Origin of the sequence: Alteromonas abrolhosensis (assembly GCF_001953635.1) — a bacterium.
GTDB lineage: Bacteria > Pseudomonadota > Gammaproteobacteria > Enterobacterales > Alteromonadaceae > Alteromonas > Alteromonas abrolhosensis.
In genome coordinates, this window is record NZ_MEJH01000003.1 from 930,744 (window position 1) to 952,931 (window position 22,188).

At 45.5% G+C, this 22,188-nt stretch carries 19 protein-coding genes; 12 read left to right on the top strand and 7 right to left on the bottom strand.

All coding sequences use genetic code 11. The features are described from left to right. Positions 1 to 41 precede the first annotated feature (41 nt). The 4 genes from BGK61_RS06180 to BGK61_RS06195 all read right to left on the bottom strand — a co-directional run bounded on the left by BGK61_RS06180 (position 42) and on the right by BGK61_RS06195 (position 5,879). Positions 42 to 1,763, bottom strand: coding sequence for a PH domain-containing protein (locus BGK61_RS06180; RefSeq protein ID WP_076012578.1), 1,722 nt, complete (start codon positions 1,761 to 1,763; stop codon positions 42 to 44). Further along, positions 1,763 to 2,317 carry a PH domain-containing protein gene (locus BGK61_RS06185; RefSeq protein WP_076012579.1) on the bottom strand — a complete coding sequence of 185 codons (555 nt, stop codon included), beginning with the start codon at positions 2,315 to 2,317 and terminating at the stop codon, positions 1,763 to 1,765. The genes BGK61_RS06180 and BGK61_RS06185 overlap by 1 nt, the downstream gene beginning before the upstream one ends. A 172-nt stretch (positions 2,318 to 2,489) precedes the next feature. Further along, positions 2,490 to 4,844, bottom strand: coding sequence for an aerobic respiration two-component sensor histidine kinase ArcB (arcB, locus tag BGK61_RS06190; protein ID WP_076012580.1), 2,355 nt, complete (start codon positions 4,842 to 4,844; stop codon positions 2,490 to 2,492). Positions 4,845 to 4,943: 99 nt separating this feature from the next. Further along, positions 4,944 to 5,879: an N-acetylmuramoyl-L-alanine amidase gene (locus BGK61_RS06195; RefSeq protein ID WP_076012581.1), complete on the bottom strand. Its 936-nt coding sequence runs from the start codon at positions 5,877 to 5,879 to the stop codon at positions 4,944 to 4,946. 663 nt (positions 5,880 to 6,542) lie between these two features. On the opposite strand from BGK61_RS06195, the gene gltB reads away from it, so the two are divergent. The 12 genes from gltB (at position 6,543) to BGK61_RS06260 (ending at position 20,136) form a co-directional block, all read left to right on the top strand. Continuing rightward, a complete protein-coding gene (gltB, locus tag BGK61_RS06205) occupies positions 6,543 to 11,009 on the top strand; it encodes a glutamate synthase large subunit (protein ID WP_014999378.1) in 4,467 nt (1,488 codons plus the stop codon). A gap of 13 nt (positions 11,010 to 11,022) precedes the next feature. Then, positions 11,023 to 12,438 (top strand): FAD-dependent oxidoreductase, encoded by a 1,416-nt coding sequence (locus tag BGK61_RS06210; protein ID WP_076012033.1) that lies wholly within the window; start codon positions 11,023 to 11,025, stop codon positions 12,436 to 12,438. A 212-nt stretch (positions 12,439 to 12,650) separates the two neighbouring features. Continuing rightward, complete coding sequence (locus tag BGK61_RS06215; RefSeq protein WP_014999380.1) at positions 12,651 to 13,088, top strand: hypothetical protein; 438 nt, start codon at positions 12,651 to 12,653, stop codon at positions 13,086 to 13,088. Positions 13,089 to 13,297: 209 nt separating this feature from the next. Next, positions 13,298 to 13,885, top strand: coding sequence for a DUF2726 domain-containing protein (locus BGK61_RS06220; RefSeq protein ID WP_076012032.1), 588 nt, complete (start codon positions 13,298 to 13,300; stop codon positions 13,883 to 13,885). A 149-nt stretch (positions 13,886 to 14,034) separates the two neighbouring features. Continuing rightward, the gene (locus BGK61_RS06225; RefSeq protein WP_014950548.1) at positions 14,035 to 14,736 is read left to right on the top strand and encodes a 5'-methylthioadenosine/adenosylhomocysteine nucleosidase; all 702 of its coding nucleotides are present in this window, start codon (positions 14,035 to 14,037) and stop codon (positions 14,734 to 14,736) included. 1 nt (position 14,737) lies between these two features. Next, positions 14,738 to 15,682, top strand: coding sequence for a cobalamin biosynthesis protein CobD/CbiB (locus BGK61_RS06230; RefSeq protein ID WP_076012031.1), 945 nt, complete (start codon positions 14,738 to 14,740; stop codon positions 15,680 to 15,682). Further along, positions 15,682 to 16,605: a cobalamin-binding protein gene (locus BGK61_RS06235; protein WP_199820726.1), complete on the top strand. Its 924-nt coding sequence runs from the start codon at positions 15,682 to 15,684 to the stop codon at positions 16,603 to 16,605. The genes BGK61_RS06230 and BGK61_RS06235 overlap by 1 nt, the downstream gene beginning before the upstream one ends. Before the next feature lie 131 nt (positions 16,606 to 16,736). Further along, positions 16,737 to 17,141 carry a rhodanese-like domain-containing protein gene (locus BGK61_RS06240; protein WP_014999384.1) on the top strand — a complete coding sequence of 135 codons (405 nt, stop codon included), beginning with the start codon at positions 16,737 to 16,739 and terminating at the stop codon, positions 17,139 to 17,141. Positions 17,142 to 17,292: 151 nt separating this feature from the next. Continuing rightward, positions 17,293 to 17,694: a DUF2721 domain-containing protein gene (locus BGK61_RS06245; RefSeq protein WP_014999385.1), complete on the top strand. Its 402-nt coding sequence runs from the start codon at positions 17,293 to 17,295 to the stop codon at positions 17,692 to 17,694. After that, entirely contained in the window at positions 17,691 to 18,296 is a 606-nt protein-coding gene (locus BGK61_RS06250) for a GNAT family N-acetyltransferase (protein ID WP_014999386.1), read from the top strand. Before BGK61_RS06245 ends, BGK61_RS06250 begins: the two co-directional genes overlap by 4 nt. 30 nt (positions 18,297 to 18,326) lie before the next feature. Further along, on the top strand, positions 18,327 to 19,685 hold the full coding sequence (locus BGK61_RS06255) for an NAD(P)/FAD-dependent oxidoreductase (protein ID WP_076012030.1): 1,359 nt from the start codon (positions 18,327 to 18,329) through the stop codon (positions 19,683 to 19,685). A gap of 97 nt (positions 19,686 to 19,782) precedes the next feature. After that, the gene (locus tag BGK61_RS06260; protein ID WP_014980153.1) at positions 19,783 to 20,136 is read left to right on the top strand and encodes a DUF1428 domain-containing protein; all 354 of its coding nucleotides are present in this window, start codon (positions 19,783 to 19,785) and stop codon (positions 20,134 to 20,136) included. A gap of 15 nt (positions 20,137 to 20,151) precedes the next feature. Here the strand turns inward: BGK61_RS06260 and BGK61_RS06265 are convergent, their stop codons facing one another. The 3 genes from BGK61_RS06265 to BGK61_RS06275 form a co-directional block, all read right to left on the bottom strand. After that, positions 20,152 to 20,841 carry a hypothetical protein gene (locus BGK61_RS06265; RefSeq protein ID WP_234349491.1) on the bottom strand — a complete coding sequence of 230 codons (690 nt, stop codon included), beginning with the start codon at positions 20,839 to 20,841 and terminating at the stop codon, positions 20,152 to 20,154. After that, the gene (locus tag BGK61_RS06270; protein ID WP_076012034.1) at positions 20,838 to 21,365 is read right to left on the bottom strand and encodes an RNA polymerase sigma factor; all 528 of its coding nucleotides are present in this window, start codon (positions 21,363 to 21,365) and stop codon (positions 20,838 to 20,840) included. Before BGK61_RS06270 ends, BGK61_RS06265 begins: the two co-directional genes overlap by 4 nt. A gap of 70 nt (positions 21,366 to 21,435) precedes the next feature. Next, positions 21,436 to 22,143: a hypothetical protein gene (locus BGK61_RS06275; RefSeq protein WP_076012029.1), complete on the bottom strand. Its 708-nt coding sequence runs from the start codon at positions 22,141 to 22,143 to the stop codon at positions 21,436 to 21,438. Between the last annotated feature and the right edge of the window lie 45 nt (positions 22,144 to 22,188).

Below are 22,188 nucleotides of genomic sequence, written 5' to 3' on the forward strand. Positions count from 1 at the left end.
TCGCTCTATTTGCATAACAAAGCGCACAAAAATTGTGTACTTTACATCCAGGACTTTCTCGTCGACTCCACCTCGAATAACACACTATCTACTAGTTTATTAACGTATTCTTCTGGCAGAAACGGAATGGTAACCGCCCCCGAGGCCAGTACAAACTTAATGGTGGCCAGCTTTTTCCGTTTCATAAACACGCTCTGCTTAACGATGACTTGTTGCGCTTTGTAGGGTTCAAAGCACTGATAATCAACGCCTACTCTACCTCGTCTTATGTAAACGTACTTGTTATCGAAAGCTATACCCCATCGCCACCATCTAAGCGTGAGTAACAGCGCTATGGCACTAAAGACAATGAGTGCCCCAAGCATAATATCTAGATGGGACGACACAGCGCCAATAGTGAAAAAGATAATAAAAGGCAACGTCCAGCCCGCAAGCAACCAAAAAGTAATAAATCGCTTACTAATGGTTTGATAATCTTGACCTCGCAGGTCACATCCTGGCATCACTTCTTGACTAAGCGCGAAGGCTTCATCTTCGGTTACCGATGGCACAATAAGCTTATTTGGCGACATCAGTTCTTGCACTTGCTGGCCAGCAGTAGAGTTCTGTTCAAAATACAAATTAACTCGTTTAAGGATTTTATCCAGCCAATCTTGCTTTGCAGTTATCATTTGAATGCGTGATGCACGCATGCTGACTTCCAGCTTATTGAGCAAGCCGCTGCGACGAATATAGCGGTCCCCTGCTCTTGAAAGCGTGTAGCCGTAGAAAGTGAAAAGCGCGCCACCAACACTTAGCAGTGCCACCAATGCCATCAGCATCATAACAACCACAAAGGCATACAAACCAAATTGCCACCACGCTACCGTTTGTTCCCCGACTAACTGATTAAGCTGTAAGCCTTTATCGGCTAACCACTCTGATACAACCCCAAACACATCGTCATAAAAAGGCGCTGCGGCACCCAGTATGATCCAAACGCGATTGTTAGTGATGCCGTGAATAATAATGTCTTTTACGGAACGTCGATTCAGCACTTCTTCACTTGTATGGAGGTTATCTGCTGCTTTAGCCCCCATGCTTTGTGTTCGCAAAGACGAACTTTGTCCATCGGCCAATTCTCCATCATAGACGTCCTCGCTTGATAGCTCATCTCTTTCGCTCACTTCGTGATGCGCTTTTTCATACAACACCTGTTTTTTCAGAGCTTCGGCGTAGGCTTCTGGCACCGCTACTATTTTGGCCTCTTCTTTACCACTTCCTGCCGTATCGAGTACCACTAACGCGTATCCAAAAGGACGATAATAAAAAGGGCGCTCAATCTTAACGTTTTGAATACGCCACAAAGGTAAGTTGGTATAGCGGCGCTGAAACACGCCATGATGAATCTCAACGTGCTGGTTATGCACGCGAAACTTGTACATTAAGAAGCTTATTACGCCACTACCACTTGTAGATAAAAAAAGGATTCCGGCACCTATTAGCACTTCAGGGGACAGTAGGTTATCCCAGATATTGAACGATATGGCTAAGGCGGGAATGGTGTAAATAAGCACTTGAGCCGAGTTGGTAAAATTACGAATAGTAAAATACAAAATAGAAATCAGGGAGAGGCGCTGCCACTCATCACCCGTTTCTACTTTAAGTTTCGGTTCTATCACTCCAGCATCTGGGCCATGGGACTCAAGCGCAGCATCTTCTTTCAGATCTTTTGACTGATTCAGTGTAGGCGCTTGGTTTGAAGAGGTTTCAGATACCGTCATTAGCGTGCACCGATGTCTTTGTGAGCAAGTATGAACTCACGCAACTGCTCTGCCCTTTCAATGCTTAACCCTGGTATTTCAAAGGTATACATTTCCCCACCGGCAGAAAAAACCTGTAGTGAAGCAAGGCCCGCCCATCTTTCCAGAGGCCCGCGATTAACTTCAACGTGCTGAACACGCAAAATGGGTTGGCACGAGAGCTTCCTAAAAATTAACCCAGACTGCTTGCTGATGTCTTGTTCGCGAATGGCGTAAAATATGCGTACATCAGCAAAGAAATGGTACAAGGCCCATACGCTGCCTAAAGCGACGATACCTGCAATAACATACGGATAAGCTTGCAGTAAACCGTCTGGCAATGACCAAAAACTTTGAAATCTTATCGCCGTTGCTATACCTATTAGCACTAGCGCTATCAATAAAATTGAGAACATATTTAGCGCGCGGTACTTTTTGGATATAGGCAATAACGTGAGCGTTTGAAGTGAAGGGATCTCATCAACGCTTAGCTGATTGTTTGAAAATACTGTCTCTTGTTGTGCGCTAATTGCCATCACATTAATTCCTTTTACCACTTATAAATTAAGAACAAGCTGCCGTTTTCCTTATTGAGGTAGGCTAGCGGACAACTCTGTTCCTAGAGATTACTCAAGCACCGGTTTCATAACAAAAAAGAGGGCAAGCCCTCTTTTTTTACATTACCTATTAAAGAGCGCGTTACGCCAACTAGTCATCAACCTGCTGTTCATTCAGCCAATCGTGTAATGCCTTCATGTCGTGCTGAACGGCCATTTGCAGCTCTTCCACCCAATCATGCACGTTCTCCCACCATGTTGGGTGGTCGCCCTGTTGAATTTGATTAGCAATACGCTGTACGCGAGCCAAACCAACAGAGCCAGCGGCTCCTTTAATTTTGTGAGCCTGTGAGCACACTTCTGACTTTTCGTCCGCACTTAAGCTTAGCTGCAGTATTTCCATGTATTCGGGCATTTTTTCTTGGAATACTTTAACGCTAGCTCGCACCATTTCATCCCCTATGGTATCAACTAACATCTGTAATAAGTCCATATCTAAAATGTTACTTAATGTTTTGTTAGGTTCAGGGCGCTCTACTTCACCATCAATTTCTAGCGGCGCAGGCGGTGCATGGAACAACTCGTTAAACACCTCAATAACGCGAGATTTTTTAATCGGCTTAGCAATAACGTCATCCATACCGTTTTCTAAGTATTCATCACGCTTTTTAATGACGTTTGCCGTTAGCGCCACGATAGGCGTTTGCATAACCAGATCTTCTTCAATAATCGTACTTGCCACATCGAACCCGGTCATGTCAGGCAATTGAATATCAAGCAAGATAAGGTCGTATTGGTTTTCCCTGACTTTATCTATGGCTTCTTGCCCCGTCATTGCTACATCGACTTTCTGGCCAAGCTTCTCGAGTAAGGCTTTGGCGACCATTACGTTCAATTCAATATCTTCTACTAACAAGATATTAAGCCCTGTCACTTGAAGCTGCGCCACTTTCATTGGGCTGTTAGAAATTTGAACTGGCAACACAATTTCAAAACGGGTGCCTTTACCCACTTTACTTGAAACGTGAATTTCACCTTTCATCAAGTCGACCATTTGCTTACAAATCGCCAACCCAATACCGGTACCTGTGGCCGATTGGTGGTCAGGGTGATCGACCTGATAGTACATGGCAAAAATTTTATCAATTTCGCTTTCAGGAATACCTACGCCCGTGTCTTCGATCACAAACGTTACGTACGCCTTATCACCATCGGGTTTGGTCGATGAAACCGTGAGGCTCACGTGCCCTTTTTGTGTGAACTTCACTGCGTTAAACAAGATGTTCCACAATATCTGACGAAGGCGCGTACCATCTATTTCAACAAGGCGGGGAAGCGGCTCGTTAATTGTCGTTTTAAGCTCTAGCTGTTTGTCGGCAGCAAGCAGGCGAATAATGCTGCTAAGTTCTTCGGTAAAGTCTTTTAACGATATGGTTTTAAGACTCAGCTCAAGCTTGTCTCTGTCTAACTTATCAAGGTCGATAATATCGTTAAAAATGTTACCTAACGTTATAGCGCTGGCATATATCGTACTGACCCAGTTAAATTGTTCTTCACTCAAGTCGGTATCACGCAGCATACGGCTTAAGCCCACGATTCCGTTTAGTGGTGTGCGTAGCTCATGACTTATGGTTGCGATAAAGCGAGTTTTATCGGTACTGGCTTTTGCTGCAGCATTTTCAGCCTGCTTACGCTCAGTCATATCTCGACCGAACGACAATAAGCCAAGGCGATTACCGTCTTTATCGAAGAAAGGTACACGTTTCATTTCGAAGTAACGACGACGTCCATCGGCAAAGCGAAGCCACAACTCTTCTGTAATACTGGCGTTAGTCTCTAAGACTTCGTGATCACTCGCTACAATTTGACGGGCAAGCTCTTCCTCATATACGTCTTTTGGCGTTAAACCCAGCAACTCTTGCTCGGTTTTACCCGTCATCAGTTCCGCTATGCGGTTACAACCAGCAAACCGACCTTCTTCATTCCGGTAGTATATTAAGTCTGGCGAGGCATCAATGATTGAACGTAACAAGGTTGATAAGCGGCGTGCTTGTGCTTCCTGTTCAGATTTATCCTGAATCTCTTTTTCTAAATCTTTAAACAGCGCCTCACGCTCTTCTTGTGCTTGCTTACGCTGCTCTATCTCGTGGTTAAGCTGCCTGATGTTGCTTTGAAGTTCGCGGTTAAGAAAGACATCTTCTTCTCGCAAGCTTTCTAGTTGGCTGACAACTTCCTTTAAATTGGTGCGTGAATTCTCTAATTGCTTTATTAACTCGCTAAAGAAATAAAGTACCCAAGGCGCAGACAGCATGGTCAGTACAACTGCACTGATAAAATCATCAGGCTGAACCTGGCTTCCCATGCTCACGCGTATTACGTATGAGCCGCCTAGCGTAAACACAAGTGAAAGAACAACAAACAATATGCTGAGCTTTAGAGTGCCAAAACGCTGAACAAATTGGGCAAAGCGAATTGCCCAAGAATCGTTTGGTGAATCTGAATGCATGTACGTCAAATTTAAGCTTATTTTGCGGTTATCCTATCAGGCTTTCACTGCTTCGGGAATGCGCTATGTCAATGCGAGATGCTATCGCCCCGCTTAACGTCAGGATTTAAAGGGAGACTTTTCGGTAATTTCGTTAATGTACTTGGTATTCACCCACCCAACCTTGGTGTAGGAAACTTTTGCCCACTCTCCCCGCTTCTCTAAAACTTTTAACACCTCGCCTTTGTTTAATCCGTTCTCGACCACCCCAAATGAGACGTCAGGCCCTTTTCTCACATTCAATGCATTAGCACTTACGTTTGCCACCCGTTTCACCGGGCTTGCGAGATCTCGTTGTATTTGATCGTGGGCTTCTCGCTGCGAGCTCGATTCACTTGATTCTCTCGCCCATTTGTCGCTTTCACTTTGCAACACCAAAGCTTTGAATTTCTGGAGGGGAAAAGCAGGGCCAGGGTCAACCTTTCTCGCGGGGGCAATCTCTTCGTGCCCAACTACGGTAGAGATATCGTAGTAACTACTCAGTGCTTTACAAATCGATAGTGTCCTTGCAATTTGTACCTCTGTATATTTGTGCCAGTAGCCAATCGATTGCTGGTTGGCGTGTTGCGCAGCCAATACTTCATTCTCACCATAAACTTCGCCAAACCAACTTTCATAAGTACCGTCTCCTCTGGCTTTCAGCTGGCCAGCATTGTCTAATTCAATGCCAATGGAATATTGGTTCAACCCACTGCGACCTTCATAGTGACTCTCTCCTGCATGCCACGCAATTTTATTGGTAGGTAACATTTGCACGATGTCACCGTTACGCCCGACGACAAAATGGGCTGACACGCCGCTGTCGGCATTGGTTAACACATTGACCGAGGAAGCAAGGCTACTACCAGCGGTAAAATGAATAACAATAGTATCGGGAGAGCCAGATTGAAAACGTCCAGGTGTATTAGGAGAAAGCCTGAAACTGATATTGTCGCCAGTTAAAATGTGATCATCTATGCTAAAGGTAGGCGCTGGTGAAGCGTGTAGCGTATTCATACAATAATCCTTATTGTCTTAACGGCACGCCACTACAGTGAATTTTTATTCTTCGCCTTTCACACTAAGCGCACATTCAATTTACACACAGCTCTTTCTTTCAGCATCGTATATAACACTACGAGCCTTACCTGCGGTCAATTTTCAAACAATATAACAAACTGCTTATATGAGTGGAACCATAGCTTTACAATTTAATAAAAATACACCGCAAACCGCTATTGACAACATAAAACATCGAAATATAAGCATATTTATTCAACCAAACAATGCAAATGATAACCAATATCATTTGATTGAAGCGAATTATCCACTTTTCAATATTGATAACATTTTTGTTACAAACATAAACATCCATGCGTAAACATTTGATTATTCTATATTTAATTATATTTATACTAATTCACTATAAAGCTTATACTTTTAGCGTTTGATTTTAGTTTTTAATGTGGGTATTTTGTACGGCCCGCATCGCAATAATGCATAAAAATGCGGAAACGACTGGAATCCTCTAATAATAAAATAACGACAAGAAAGGCGCACGCCGCAAGCAATACCGCTCGCAGGCACAAAAGACGTCTAATAATGTTGTGATACGCAAACCTAGGCGCATCTACACGCAACGCATACCTTGCCCAGTCAAAAGGTTGAAGGAGTTAAGAGATGAGTTTATATAATCCCAATGATTCCCGGGACAACTGTGGGTTTGGCTTAATCGCTCACACTCATGGGGAAGCCAGTCATGAATTGGTAACTACTGCAATACACGGTCTTGACCGTATGCAGCATCGTGGCGGCATCGCTGCCGACGGGAAAACCGGTGACGGCTGTGGTTTATTACTACAGAAACCGGATGCGTTCTTCCATGCAATCGCCGAAGAAAATGGCTGGAAACTCAGCAAAAAATACGGCGTGGGCATGATTTTCTTAAGTCAGGACCCAGTACTTGCGCAAGCCGCGCGTGACGTACTCAATGAAGAACTAGAAAAAGAAACACTTTCAGTAGTGGGTTGGCGCGAAGTGCCTGTCGACCGCTCAGTACTGGGTGAACTAGCGCTAACGGGTGTTCCGCAAATCGAACAGGTATTTGTGAACGCGCCAGCAGGTTGGAGAAAACGCGACCTTGAGCGTCGTTTGTATATGATCCGCCGCCGCGCTGAAAAACGTCTTGAGAAAGATCCCGATTTTTACGTAGCTTGTTTGTCAGGCTTGGTAACGATCTACAAAGGCTTGGTAATGCCAAAAGACTTACCTGCCTTCTACCACGATCTTGCCGATGAGCGTATGCAAAGCGCAATTTGCGTTTTCCACCAACGCTTCTCAACAAATACATTACCACGCTGGCCTCTTGCTCAGCCTTTCCGCTTCCTTGCGCACAATGGTGAAATTAACACCATTAAAGGAAACCGCGACTGGGCCATGGCACGTGCTGCTAAATTCGCAACGCCACTTATTCCAGATCTTAAAGATGCAGCCCCTTTCGTGAATACTGAAGGATCAGACTCATCCTCGCTGGATAACATGCTGGAGCTATTCTTAGCCGGCGGTATGGATTTATTCCGTGCTATGCGGTTACTTGTTCCACCCGCCTATCAAAACAACAAAACCATGGACGATGACCTTCGTGCATTTTACGAGTTCAACTCTATGCACATGGAACCATGGGACGGCCCTGCGGGTATCGTTTTAACTAACGGTCGCCACGTAGCCTGTAACCTTGATAGAAACGGTCTACGTCCTGCGCGTTACGTTATTACTAAGAACGGTTTCATTACCCTAGCCTCAGAAGTAGGAATTTGGGATTACGAGCAAGCTGACGTCATTGAAAAAGGACGTGTAGGCCCAGGTGAAATGCTTGCTGTAGACACATACACAGGCAAAATCTGGCGCTCTACTGAAATTGATGAAGACTTAAAAGCGCGTCACCCTTATAAAGAGTGGCTAGATAAGCATATTCGTCGACTTACACCAATTGAAAAGCTTGATGCGTCGTTAATTGGCAAGCGCGTGTTTGACGACGATGCCATGGCGGTGTACCACAAGCTACACGCCTACAGCTATGAGGAAATTCAACAAGTTGTAAAAGTACTCGCGAAAGACGGTCAAGAAGCCGTTGGTTCAATGGGTGATGACACGCCAATGGCGGTTATGTCATCGCGTCAGCGTACGGTTTACGACTATTTCCGTCAGCAATTCGCACAGGTTACTAACCCGCCTATCGACCCGCTACGTGAAAACCACGTTATGTCGTTGGCAACCTGTATTGGCCGCGAGCAAAACGTATTTAGCGAAACCTCAGGTTACGCCGACCGCGTATTGTTCGACTCGCCAGTGCTAATGTATACCGACCTTAAGCAACTGCGCGAATTTAACCCAGACAACTACTACTCAGAAGTCGTCGAGCTTCAATATGCACCGCAAGAAGGCTTGAAGAAAGCCATCGAGCGCGTGTGTAACGAAGTAGAAATGCTGGTTAAAAACAAGCGTGCTGCATTCGTTATTCTGTCTGACAGAAACATTAAACAAAATCGTTTGGTTATCCCTGCAGCAATGGCAGTTGGAGCGGTACAGCGTCGCTTAGTTGAAAAGTCATTGCGCTGCGATGCTAACGTTGTTGTTGAGACAGCAAGTGCCCGCGATCCACACCATTTCGCGGTGTTGATTGGTTTAGGTGCTACTGCGGTTTATCCATTCCTAGCATACGAAACCATTGAGCAGCTTTGTGAAAAAGGCGAGCTAGATATATCTCCTATGCAGGCCACGTTGAACTACCGTAAGGGTATCAACAAGGGCTTGTATAAGATCATGTCGAAAATGGGTATTAGTACCGTTGCTAGCTACCGTAGCTCTAAACTGTTTGAAGCAGTGGGTATTAACAACGAAGTGATGAAGTTATGCTTTAAAGGTGTGACCTCACGCATTCAAGGTGCGGGCTTCGATGATTTCCAGCAAGATCTTATCAACCTAAACCGTATTGCTTGGCTTAAGCGTAAATCTGTCGATCACGGCGGCTTGCTTAAATACGTGCACGGTGGCGAGTATCACGCCTATAACCCAGACGTAGTCAGTACGCTTCAAAAGGCTGTGGTGTCTGGTAACTACGACGACTACCAGCAATATGCGAAGCTTGTTAACGAGCGTGCGCCTGCGCACATTCGCGACTTGCTAGCTATAAACCCTGATTGCGACCCTATTGATATTAGTGAAGTAGAAGCACCGGAAAATTTATTCCCACGCTTTGATACGGCAGCAATGTCAATTGGTGCACTAAGCCCTGAAGCGCACGAAGCGCTAGCGATCGCTATGAACCGCTTGGGCGGTCAGTCCAACTCAGGTGAAGGTGGCGAACACCCTTCTCGCTTTGGAACTGAAAAGAACTCTAAAATTAAGCAGGTGGCTTCAGGTCGCTTTGGTGTGACGCCTCACTATTTGGTTAACGCTAACGTTATTCAAATTAAAGTGGCGCAAGGTGCAAAACCGGGTGAAGGCGGTCAGCTTCCTGGCGATAAGGTAAATAAGTACATCGCACAGCTACGATTCTCTGTGCCGGGTGTAACCCTTATTTCACCACCTCCACACCACGATATTTATTCAATTGAAGATTTGGCACAGCTAATTTTCGATTTGAAACAGGTTAATCCAACGGCACTTATATCCGTTAAGCTAGTATCTGAGCCGGGTGTTGGTACCATTGCAACGGGTGTAGCGAAAGCCTATGCCGACCTTATTACCGTTTCTGGTTACGATGGCGGTACAGGTGCAAGCCCGCTAACATCAGTTAAGTATGCGGGTAGTCCGTTCGAACTTGGTTTGTCTGAAACGCAACAAGCGCTTATTGAAAACGGCTTACGTCACAAAGTACGCGTTCAAACCGACGGTGGTTTGAAAACAGGCTTAGACGTAGTAAAAGCCGGTATTTTAGGTGCTGAGAGCTTTGGTTTTGGTACAGGTCCAATGGTGGCGTTAGGCTGTAAATATTTGCGTATTTGCCACTTGAACAACTGTGCGACCGGTGTTGCAACGCAAGATCAAAAACTGCGTGACGACCACTTCATTGGCTTACCTGATATGGTAATGAACTACTTCAAGTTTATTGCTCAAGAAGTACGTGAAATCATGGCGTCTATGGGTATTGCTAAGTTCGACGACCTTGTTGGTCGCACAGAGCTACTTAAAGTTTTAGATGGCATTACCGCTAAGCAGAACCGTTTAGATTTGTCTCCGTTACTAGCGCAGCCTAAAGCAGGCGATCATACGCGCTTATTCTGTTCACAAACGACTAACGCACCTATCGATAAAGGTGAGTTGAACGCGCAGATGCTTAAAGACGGTCAGCAAGCGGTTGTTGACGGTAAGTCTATTACTCTTAAATACCCTATCCGCAATACGGATCGTTCTGTCGGCGCATTGCTGTCGGGTGAAATTGCTAAACATCATGGTAACCACGACTTTGAAGACACACCTATCAAAGTTGAACTTACCGGTACAGCAGGTCAGAGCTTCGGTGTGTGGAACGCTGGCGGACTGCATATGCACCTTGAAGGTGATGCCAACGATTATGTAGGTAAAGGGATGACTGGCGGTAAGCTTGTTATTTACCCACCTCGCAATATCTCGTACGACCCCCACGACAGCGCCATTATGGGTAACACCTGCCTTTACGGCGCAACAGGCGGAAAGCTGTTTGCAGCTGGCCGTGCAGGCGAGCGCTTTGGCGTACGTAACTCTGGTGCTATTGCGGTAGTGGAAGGCATTGGCGATAACGGCTGTGAGTATATGACAGGCGGTATTGTTGCTGTACTTGGTCCGGTTGGCGTTAACTTCGGTGCCGGTATGACAGGTGGTTTTGCTTATCTTATGGATGATGGCAACGACCTTGATAACCGTGTAAATGCCGAACTGGTCGATGTAATGCCAATTGAAGATAAAGCGATTCTTGCTGAGCACTTACGTGGCTTAATTAATCAGCATTACGAAGAAACAGGAAGCGAGCACTCGTTGTCGTTGCTTACTGATTTCGCCGCAACGCTGAAACGCTTCAAGCTTATTAAGCCAAAAACCAGTGATGTGAAAAACTTGCTTGGTCACATTAGTCGTTCAAGTGCTGAATTACGCATTCAGGCTCAGTAGGAGGATTTAGTTTATGGCAAAGAACGTATATCAATTTGTCGATGTTGAACGTATCGATCCGCCTAAAAAGCCGATCATGGTTCGTAAACAAGAGTTCGCGGAGATTTATCAGCCGCTGAGCCAATCTCAAACCGAAGGCCAAGCAGATCGCTGCTTGGACTGCGGTAACCCATACTGTGAATGGAAGTGCCCAGTGCACAACTACATTCCTCAGTGGTTAAGCTTGGCGAACGAAGGCCGCATTTTAGAAGCTGCGGAACTTTCTCATAAAACCAACAGCTTGCCTGAAGTATGCGGCCGCGTATGTCCTCAGGACAGACTGTGCGAAGGTGCATGCACGCTGAATGATGACTTTGGTGCAGTGACCATTGGTAGTATTGAAAAATACATTACCGATACGGCATTCAAAATGGGCTGGCGCCCAGATTTGTCTGACGTAGTATGGACCGACAAGAAAGTGGCGATTGTAGGTGCTGGCCCTGCTGGTCTTGCATGTGCTGATATTCTGGTTCGTAACGGCGTTAAACCTGTTGTTTACGATAAATACGAAGAAATTGGTGGCTTACTTACATTTGGTATTCCGTCTTTTAAATTAGAGAAAGACGTGATTAAGCTTCGCCGCCAAATCTTTACCGAGATGGGTGTTGAATTCGTACTTAACACCGAAATTGGCAAAGACATTCAGTTCCAGGATTTGCTTGATAAATACGATGCCGTTTTCCTAGGCATGGGTACATACAAGTCGATGCAAGGTGGTTTTGATAACGAAGAAGTAGAAGGTGTTCACGAAGCACTACCTTTCCTTATCGCCAACACCAACCGCGTTATGGGTCTTGAAAAAGACCCTGCTGATTACATTGATATGAAAGGCAAGCGCGTAGTGGTATTAGGTGGTGGTGACACCACCATGGACTGTGTACGTACGTCAATTCGCCAAGGCGCGGCACAAGTAACTTGTGCATATCGTCGTGACGAAGAAAGCATGCCGGGCTCTCGCCGTGAGGTTGTAAACGCAAAAGAGGAAGGGGTTGAGTTTAAATTCAACCTTCAGCCGCTAGACATTGCAGTAGACGAAAACGGCAAAGCCTGTGGCGTTAAGCTGGTTAGAACCGAAATGGGGCCGCCAGATGCCAATGGTCGCCGCCGCCCTGTTGAAGTAGAGGGTTCAGAGCACATACTAGAAGCTGACGCGGTAATTATCGCCTTTGGCTTCCAGCCAAGCCCTGCACCATGGTTTGCTGACTTCGGCATTATGCTAGATGAAAAAGGTCGCGTACGCGCGCCATCTGCTGGCAAATTTGCTTACCAGACCTCTCACCCGCAAGTCTTTGCCGGTGGCGATATGGTACGTGGTAGTGACTTGGTTGTTACTGCTATCGACGAAGGCCGTAAAGCCGCTGAGGGCATTATGGATTACATCGGGGTTTAAATTTTCTTATACCCCCTTCCATTGAAAGATGGAAGTTCTAATGCAAAAAGCTCGATAGCTCCGCTATCGAGCTTTTTTATGCACGCTTGGATAATACGGAAAACCCTAAAAGCATACGTTAATAGACCAAGGTTTAGTTGAAGCGCGAGGTTTACGACTCTACTATCGTAAAGGTAATTAAAAACATCGAACGTTGGATAAAGAATCTGTCTATGAAGCACTTAAACACGAAGAAACTTGTACTTTGTTTAGCTCTGGCATCGGCGATGAGCAATACCAGTTTTGCTGATACCATTGCTGTAGATTCTTCATTGAACGCTCAAACTAAAAACCAAGCCGAGAAACATTCACCGATTAAGTCAAGCGTTGTGTCTTGTCCTTCTGATTTTCAGCAGGTCAAAATTGCTGAAGATGCGAGGCAATGCCAAGCATTTGACAAGAACATGACAGCCGTGATGGTTTACCACTCTCCTCGTTCACCCAATGAAATGCTAAACGTTTATCAAACGGCACACCCCTCTTTAAAGGCCCATGCGCCAATTAGCGGTCGAACCTTGCTATCCTCTAACGATAAGGCGGTCAGGGTAATAATTAGCCCGGATAAAGCTGGCTCTCAAGTGGATATTCTCGTTACATCTACAAATAAATAATCCCTATTCACAGCAGTGCAACAAAGTTTGCTCATGTTGGCATCTGCTTTGCAATTTCATCAATAACTACTCCACTGCGGTGGTAGGTGTCATTTTTATGACGCTCATACTGTGAACCAAGCTCAAGCTTTTTCTGCAAAAAACGAATTTGCTGGCATTTGAGCGTTGCACGCCGTGGACTTTAACTATTGATATTTGCGAGGGTTACGATGGAATTGGCAATTATTCTAATGATGTTACTTATTGTCGTTGCACTAGGTGCCATAAAGTTGTCAGACGGTGGTGTCGCTTTTCCATTTAGGCGAAAGCCACAGCTATTCACGCCTGTTGAACATTCTTTTCTAAACCTGATTGAGCAGGCCATGGGAAGAGAGTTTCGCATCGTGTGCCGTGTACGCCTTAACGATTTGGTGGCAGTTCGCCAGTCTGCGAATAAAAAGACAGCAAGCCAAGCCATCAGCAGAGCTTCAAGTAGACAGCTTGATTTTGTATTAGTAGACAAACACGACATGAGCCCAGTACTCGCTATCGATTTAGTTCATAGCCAAGGAAAAGAAGGCTATAAATCGCAAAAAGATTGGTTTGTATCTGGTGCACTCGATGCCGCCGGCCTTCCTCATGCACGAATTAAAGTAAAATCTGGCTACTCGGTTGAGGATATCCGCGAATGTTTGGAAAACAAGCTCATTCCATATCGCCGTATACAGCAGAAAATGGCGCAGTTACCAACACATAACCCTGAACCTCCTAAGCGCCCTACTCGCCCAGTGCGTTCAAGCAGACCAGCTGCTGCTTAAAACATAGGCTCCACTTCCCCTAGCCTTTGTTGCTTTGCTATTTTCTTACTCTCAAATAGCGGTAACAAAGGCATTTTTCTGTCAGTTTGCCCGTTTTCCTTATACAATTAATCCATTCGTTAAACTCCCTTAACACCGTCGGTATAGTTATGAAAAAAATTGGTATTTTAGGTGCAATGGATGAAGAAGTTGCGCTACTTAAAGCGTCACTTTGGAATGTTAAAGAAACCCAGTGGAAGCACCTGACATTTTACGAAGGCACACTTAACGACATAGAAGTGGTACTTGTAAAATGCGGTATTGGTAAAGTGGCAGCAGCAATTGCTACTACCGTACTTATTGAGCAGTACGCCCCCGATGCTGTTGTAAATACCGGTTCTGCCGGAGGTTTCGACAAGAACTTAAACATTGGTGATTTAGTGATCGCCAGCCACGTTATTCACCATGATGCCGATTTAACCCATTTTGGTTACAAGCTCGGTCAATGCGCAGGTATGCCTGAAGATTTCCGTTGCGATACAAGGTTAATGGAAGCGGCTCGTAGTGCTGCCACAGGCATAACGTCGCTACAGTCGACAACAGGTTTAATCTGTACGGGCGATGCGTTTATCGGTAGCGACGAAGCGGTAGCAGAATTGCGTGAAAACTTCCCAGACATGAAGGCGGTTGAGATGGAAGGTGCTGCTATAGGTCAGACTTGCCATATGCTCGACACGCCTTTCCTTGTCATTCGTTCATTGTCAGATATTGCAGGAAAAACGTCGTCAGTGAGCTTTAAAGAGTATTTAGATACTGCCGCTAAGCACTCAGCACAACTTGTTATGGCAATGATTAAGGCCCTCGCAAAATAAGATGACAGAGGTAATTAGCGACCCGCAATACCAGTCGCTATTCGTACTTTGGCTGGCTATCGCTGTTGACGCGTTATGGCGCTGGCCCCCAAGTACTCATCCATTGACACTTATGCGCTACCTTGTTCAGCAAATGGGGCGCAAAGTAGTACCCTCTCGCGACTACGGTCGATCTCAACACTATATTTCAGGCTCGCTAGCCGCCTTAGTTCTTCTTACGCCATTGGTAATATGTGTTGCTATCTTAGTGTATATGGCTCAGTACCCCGTATTCTTTGAGGCAATTATGCTAGTCGCACTACTCGATTACGGTTACCAGCGTCAGCAATTTAAAAAAGTGTTGGCGAGTGTGGGCAGAAACAAAAAGTCTCTCGCCCGTGAAATGGTGCAGACCATTACCGCCAGACAATGTGACTCACTTACCGACATAGGTATCGCTAAGGCCGCGATAGAGTCGCTATGGCTTAAATTTCTTTATCTTTATTGCGGTGTCATTTTTTATTTTGTAGTGGCAGGCCCCATAGGCGCGCTCATTTATCGATTGCTTTTGCTTACATCTTGGCAGTGGCATTACCGAACCCCCGCAATGACTTTCTTTGCCAAACCTGTGCGCAAGCTGGTTTATTTACTTAATATTCCACCTGCGGTCATTGGCGGATTGATAACCCTGCTAGTCAGCCATCCTTTTAAGGGATTTCGCGCCATGAAACGCTCTCCGGTTAAAGATAAAACGTCACTGCTACTCGCCCTTATGGGTGGTGTACTTGATATAAAACTTGGCGGGCCAGCAATTTACGCGAACAAAAAAATTCGATACCCCCGTGTGGGTGGCGTTAACGAAGTAAAGTACTCTCACATGTTGGCGGCCAAAAATACCGTTACTCATGCCATGATTGCGGTCAGCGCCTTCGCATCGTTAGCAATGCTGATAATGGCGGTGGCTTAATGAAAACGGCAGTAATGATGAAGACCATATTTTTTGTAATTTTAAGCTATTTACCTCTTCTCACATTTGCTAACTCAGAATCAGACGTCGAGATAAATCAACTATCTCATGCAAGTCAATTTGCTTCCGCCGATGTTGCACCAAACTCGGAATCAAGCCCATTATCAAATCCCGCCGAGCTAAAAATAGTCAGCCTTGCCCCTCACCTTACAGAGTGGGCGTTTAGTTTGGGGTTAGGCGCTAATCTTATAGGTGTAAGCGACTATAGTGACTACCCTGACGCCGCGAAAAACATTAAGCGCGTGGCGGATTTTCAAGGTGCAGATATTGCTGCAATTGTTGCTCTAGAACCCGATTTAATCTTGGCCTGGGAAGGAGGCAATAAGCCGCAAGATATTCATAAGCTTTCATCCATGGGGCTTAATGTATTTAGCAGTAAGATTGAGAGCATCACTGATATTGCCAGTGAAATAAAAAGGCTTGGCGCCCTTACTCACACGCAACAAAAGGCAACCCAGCTCAGTAATGACTTTCTCAACGAGTTAAGTCAACTTAGAAATAAATACGACAAAGCGCCGTTGATACCGGTGTTTTACTACTCATGGACGGCTCCCCTTATGACCATAGGGCCCGACGCGTGGGGTAATCAGCTATTGAATGTATGTGGAGCAGAAACTCTATTTGCAGACAGTCCGGTAGATTATCCTCAAGTGGCGGTTAAGGATGTACTTACTCGCCAACCTCATGCGCTCGTTGCGGCGTCTAAAAGTTCATATTCAGAGCTTGAAGTGTTTTGGCGCGACCATCGCGTTTTCCTCAAAGCCCCCCTAATTGTGGTGGATCCTGACGTTACCAGTCGCTTTTCATTGCGATTAATAAATGAACTGAAAGTGCTCTGTAAAGGTATTAAAGAAGGTGCATAAGCGCTATACTTTGCGCCTAGTTATATAGTTTTTCTGAGTGTAAATTACACTTAAATAAACCCGTCCATGGGCTAATGTTTGGTATAGTAAAGCAGGTCAATACTTCAATAGAAAGGTAAGAGTTTTTATTCATGCGGATTGTTGTTGCGGGTTTTCTTGTTGTTATCAGTGTTGCATTATTTGTGTCGCTTCAGTGCACAGCAAAAGCGACCGCTCAATCCTCTGTCGCCGCCTCTCCCTACCTAATTGAACGAGTAGCAAATAACGAGTGGTTACTTATTGACGTCCGCTCCCCGCAAGAGTTCGCCGATGGCCATATCCCTGGCGCGGTAAACATGCCCCACGAAAATATTAATGACTATTTGAGTGAGCTAGAAAACCACAAGAACAAACCCATTATTATTTACTGCCGCTCTGGCAGAAGAGCGAAACTGGCCATGAAAGTGCTAGAGGAAGCCGATTTTTCAGAAGTTATGCACTTAGAGGGCGATATGTTGGGTTGGAGTGCCGCAGGCATGACCGTAGACAGGATGTAGCGCCTCTATTCAGCCTTCCCTATTCGCATCCTCTGCCCCAACATTCTTACTTGGGTTAGTGGTGTCATAAAGTTAGGTTGCAGGCTGACCACTGTGTGTAACTGAGCCCCTGTGATACACTCTTTTTATCCGACGATTGTATGAAACACCCATGAAAATAGATATTGCGACCCCGGCCATGTTATTTCCGGCAATTTCCCTATTGTTGTTAGCTTACACCAATCGCTTTTTGACGCTTGCTACCATCATTCGAAATTTCTCGAAGGAAGAAAGAGATGAAAATACTCAAGCACAAATCAAAAACCTTAGATTGCGCATTCAGCTGATTAAACGCATGCAAATAGCAGGTGTGGGTAGCTTTTTTCTATGCGTGGTGTCGATGTTGGCAATTTACCTTACCTATCAGCAGGTTGGCAATTGGGTATTCGCGGCAAGCTTGGTGTCTCTGCTTTACTCACTATGGATGTCGGTGAGAGAAATATTGATTTCCGTGGAAGCCTTGGATGTACACCTTGACGGAATGAAGAACGCCTCGGGCAAAGACAAAGTATGAGAACTACCAATCATATGAATCATTTACTTCAAGACGAAATAAGCTACGAGCCACTAGCTCCGAAATATTTCGCTGGCGTTATTTCTCTTGGTAACTTCGTGCACGGTGACAACTACCTGACCGACGAACTGCTCGCTGATTATTTCGCAAAAAGTTTTGTCGACGACCTTAATGCTAGCTGGGTAGCATTATACAAAAACAACGTAGTGGGCTTCAGACTAACCTTTGCCCATACTCAGTGGCAAACCGACGAGTGGTGTACACCTTCTCTTTGGCCGGTAAACGCGAACGCTGTGTGTTATTTCAAATGTAATACGGTAGACCCGGCTATGCAGGGTTGTGGAATTGGCAGCCGGTTGCTGAGTAAATCTATAGAATGCGCTCAGGCTCAAGGTGCCAAAGCAGGGTTGGCACATATTTGGTTGGCAAGCCCTGGCAACAGCGCATTTAAGTATTTCACCAAAAATGGGGGGCAGCTTATCAAGAAACACCCCAACAAATGGCGCTACGCATCTATTCACGAAGGCTACGATTGTCCTGTATGCGAGGGTTATTGCGAGTGTGAAGGTGCGGAAATGCTACTTCAATTTCAAGCCCCATAAGTACGACACTGTTAACAACGTTTTCATTCTATGACCTACGATCCTCTTATTTCACGCGGCGTTTCTTCAATGTTACCCGCGGCAAACAGCTACTGGCATGCCACGCATAAACCACCGACAATGCCGCCTTTAAATAAAAAGGTGAGCACCGAATACCTCGTTATCGGTGGTGGTTATACTGGTCTTTCAGCTGCCATCACTCTTGCCCAAGCTAAACAAGAAGTCACGCTACTTGATGCAAATTCGCTGGGATTTGGCTGTGCGGGCCGCAACGGGGGCTTTATTCTATCTGGTAGCGGCCGATTGAGCTTAAGCGCCATAGAAGACAAGTGGGGTCGCGACGTCGCCAGAGCTATGCAGGACGAGTTTGATGGCGCGGTACATCTGCTTAAACAACGTATTGCAGACTTTGATATGCAGGTCGATTTGGTAGAAGGCCCCTATTTAAAACTGGCTCATAGCCCAAAGCAAGCCGAACTACTCTGTGCCAGTGCTAAGCATCTTGAGTCACACTTCAACGTACCGAGCTCTCCACTTAGTGAAAAAGACCTTACTTCGCGCTTTGGTATTGAAGGGGCGTATGGTGGCGTCGAGCTAGAGGGTGCATGCTTACACCCATTAAAATTAGTAAGCGAATATGCAAGAGTAGCAAAGGAGCTTGGAGCAACGCTTTTTTACGACTCACCAGCCATTCGCATTGAAAAGCACAAGACCGGATATATTGTCGCAACACCCAGCGGGTCAGTTTCGGCCAAACACATACTCATTGCTACTAATGCTTATACTCCTAAGCGCTTCCATGACAGCGTAGACAATAAGCAATTTCCTGTTCAGTCGAGCATTTTTGTCACTGCGCCATTGAGTAGCGAACAGCGCGCAAAGTCTGGCCTAACCACGCCAATGAGCTTTATGGATACGCGGATGATGAAATACTACTACCGTGTTTTGCCAGATGGCAGATTATTATTTGGCGGTCGTGGTGCCGTAAAAGGTAAAGATGCAGATAACGCGTCAGAGAAACAGCGACTATACCGCGCCATGGTAAAAAGCTTCCCTTCACTTAGCGGTATAGCCATGGATTACTTTTGGAGTGGTTGGGTAAGTGTATCGTTAGACAGCATGCCCCGGATTTTTATCGACAATGAGGTTAGCGGCAACAATTCTAACCGCTCTAGCGGTAATATCGGTTACGCCATGGGGTATTGCGGTTCGGGCGTATCTTTTGCCGCGTTTGCAGGGCAGCGACTCGCTCAACGTATGATGGGTAGCAATGACGTCGATTTATCGCTTCCCCTTTATCGTTCTCCTTTGAAAACCTACCCCTTTGCGAAAGCAAGAAGGCTGGCACTGCATGGCTTGTACCAATGGGCGAAAATAGCAGAACGCTAGTAATGGTTATAATTTACGATTCACCTTAATGTTAAGCATTGCATACTGTCTATAAATTGGGCTATTTTAGGTATCTATCCTTTGACGGAGTCACCTCATGTCATATATCGATGCCTTTGCTGTAGCCGTTCCCACTGAAAATAAAGCGTTATACATTGAGCACGCCAAACTCGCCGGCGATATTTTTAAAGAGTATGGTGCGACTAAAATACTTGAAGCTTGGGGTGACGATGTCCCTGAAGGGGAAGTCACGTCTTTCCCGATGGCTGTTAAAGCCAAAGAAAATGAAACCGTGGTGTTTTCCATTGCATTTTGGCCTTCAAAAGAAGTACGAGATACTGCATGGAAAAAGGTGATGGAAGATCCTAGAATGCAGGAAAACGAAAACCCCATGCCTTTCGACGGTAAGCGCCTTATTTATGGGGGCTTCGCTCCTATTCTTGAATTATAAAGGTACAGCTCTTCGCTATTTCATATCGTCTATTTTCGCTAACGCCGACGGCAAGTCGGCGGCTAACTTTTTGTACCGGCGGTATACGATTAAAACGACCACACTGTTTATCAAAAGCTGTGTTCCCCACAGCGTGAAGGCGTTAAACATGAGTACATTAAAGACGGCGAGTGCCAGCAGTCCACACCACAAAGCCAAGCATCCATAGAGGCTGATTTTCCAGTAATGTAATTGTTGTTTTAATTGGTTTTGTTTAAACGCCAACATTGACTGAACGTCTAACGTCTGGACCTTCCACTGTTTTTGCCTTACCCAATATCCCCATGCCCCGAAAGCGGCGGGAATAGGTGTAAGTAGCATGAAAAGCAAAAATTGATATGTGCTAAGTGGCTCGAACAACACCAAAGTTAAACACCACACAGAAACCGCTAGCCCTAGCACCAAATCAACGGCACCTTTTAATTTAAGTTTAAGTCTTGCGCTCTTGGTTTCTTTAATCAGGGCATCTGTATCTACTGAAGGGGTTGCATCCTTGTAGGCACTTTGCCACTGAGCGAGTTGCTTATCTAGTTCGCTCATCTGCGAGCCGTCGTCGCTTATGGCTGTTTTATCTTCGCTCAAGGCTGTTTTATCTTCGCTTATGGCTGTTTTATCTTCGCTCAAGGCTGTTTTATCTTCGCTCAAGGCTTTTTTGTTATCGCTCAAGGCTGTTGCTCCATTATCTGCGTTAGCTGTTGGCGGGCGCGGCTTACTCGCTTAGCGACGGCAGTCTCTTTGATACCTAACATATTAGCTATTTCCAGCTGACTGAAACCTTCTAAAAGCAATGCCAGTACCTGTCTGTACTTTAGTTCTAGCTGACGTAAGCCTGTCATGAGATCCATCGCATTTTCTTGTAACGTGGCATCCCGAGATGAGCTGGCGCTGGTTGTGTGAGAAGAATCAAACTCGCCGTCATGGGTAAACTCTTGACGCCGCTGCTCTTTAATCACGTGATCAACCGCCTTGTTATGCGCGACTTTGGCAACAAACGTTTTCACACTTGCCTCACCGCGAAAGCCACTATCACTGTCTTTTGAGGCTCCTTCAAAAGCGCGCCAAACCGCCAGTGACATTTCTTGTATCAGCTCATCTTGAAGTGATTTATTAGCCTCAAATGTTGCCGCAATACGCGCCATGAGCGGCGCGTATTCACTAAGCAGTTTTTCTATTTGAATGGTTTCTTTCACTGCATTTCCATTTTTATTATTTTTTAATTCCACGCTTTAAGTGAGCAGTTGAATTACGCTTCCTAGCTGATTAGCGAAATAAGCGCTGGTAAGCAACAAAGCACATACATGAAACAATAGGGCCAAACACTAATCCCGACAATGCGAAAGTATAGGGCGCAAGTGCAACTGTTAAGAAAATCAGGGCACCTATTATCAACATCGGCTTATAAGCGCCCACTACTGCAGCAATACTATTTGTAAAAGATGCTGGGATTGAGCGATGTTTTAAAATAAGCAACATAGGTACAAATAAAAGCAGTAAATTTATTGGTGTTGCCGAGCCCATCATTAGCCCGACCTTCCAAGCGGGTACATCTACTACAACACCATTTGCTAACGCCGCCACTGAATCTGCGCCCATTAACATAGCGCCAATTTGAAATTGGATCCACGCGATTACTGGCCCGGTCAAACTCCACAAGGCAACATTTGTCCATGAGCGCAGGGTTCCGCCCGACAATCTCAGCTTGTTATTTTCTGCTAAGTTGGCAATGGCCAGCCACATCACGGTAGCCAGAAGCGGACCTATCCATTTCGATATGCCTAGGCCAATTGGCCCTGCTAACGCTTGAATGAGCCCCGCGGCAAATAAGGTAACAAAAGAAAGCCCCAATAATTTAAAAGGCGCTTTTACGAAAAGCTGCCAACCCTCTTTCAGCCATGTGAACGCTTCCTTCGCAGGAAGACTCTTGTTAGCTTGATGGTATGTTGCACTTGTTGAAGTTACCGTTGTCATGTTTTTATCCTTTGCATTGCGTAAGCGTTAGTATTGAGTTTCACT

Bases quoted from the DNA above. Each gene is read 5' to 3' on its own strand.
- BGK61_RS06275 (WP_076012029.1), bottom strand. From the start codon at position 22,143: ATGACAACGGTAACTTCAACAAGTGCAACATACCATCAAGCTAACAAG.
- BGK61_RS06210 (WP_076012033.1), top strand. From the start codon at position 11,023: ATGGCAAAGAACGTATATCAATTTGTCGATGTTGAACGTATCGATCCG.
- BGK61_RS06230 (WP_076012031.1), top strand. From the start codon at position 14,738: ATGACAGAGGTAATTAGCGACCCGCAATACCAGTCGCTATTCGTACTT.
- BGK61_RS06185 (WP_076012579.1), bottom strand. From the start codon at position 2,317: ATGGCAATTAGCGCACAACAAGAGACAGTATTTTCAAACAATCAGCTA.
- BGK61_RS06215 (WP_014999380.1), top strand. From the start codon at position 12,651: ATGAAGCACTTAAACACGAAGAAACTTGTACTTTGTTTAGCTCTGGCA.
- arcB (WP_076012580.1), bottom strand. From the start codon at position 4,844: ATGCATTCAGATTCACCAAACGATTCTTGGGCAATTCGCTTTGCCCAA.
- BGK61_RS06240 (WP_014999384.1), top strand. From the start codon at position 16,737: ATGCGGATTGTTGTTGCGGGTTTTCTTGTTGTTATCAGTGTTGCATTA.
- BGK61_RS06255 (WP_076012030.1), top strand. From the start codon at position 18,327: ATGACCTACGATCCTCTTATTTCACGCGGCGTTTCTTCAATGTTACCC.
- BGK61_RS06235 (WP_199820726.1), top strand. From the start codon at position 15,682: ATGAAAACGGCAGTAATGATGAAGACCATATTTTTTGTAATTTTAAGC.
- BGK61_RS06250 (WP_014999386.1), top strand. From the start codon at position 17,691: ATGAGAACTACCAATCATATGAATCATTTACTTCAAGACGAAATAAGC.
- BGK61_RS06245 (WP_014999385.1), top strand. From the start codon at position 17,293: ATGAAAATAGATATTGCGACCCCGGCCATGTTATTTCCGGCAATTTCC.
- BGK61_RS06195 (WP_076012581.1), bottom strand. From the start codon at position 5,879: ATGAATACGCTACACGCTTCACCAGCGCCTACCTTTAGCATAGATGAT.
- BGK61_RS06225 (WP_014950548.1), top strand. From the start codon at position 14,035: ATGAAAAAAATTGGTATTTTAGGTGCAATGGATGAAGAAGTTGCGCTA.
- BGK61_RS06180 (WP_076012578.1), bottom strand. From the start codon at position 1,763: ATGACGGTATCTGAAACCTCTTCAAACCAAGCGCCTACACTGAATCAG.
- gltB (WP_014999378.1), top strand. From the start codon at position 6,543: ATGAGTTTATATAATCCCAATGATTCCCGGGACAACTGTGGGTTTGGC.
- BGK61_RS06220 (WP_076012032.1), top strand. From the start codon at position 13,298: ATGGAATTGGCAATTATTCTAATGATGTTACTTATTGTCGTTGCACTA.
- BGK61_RS06260 (WP_014980153.1), top strand. From the start codon at position 19,783: ATGTCATATATCGATGCCTTTGCTGTAGCCGTTCCCACTGAAAATAAA.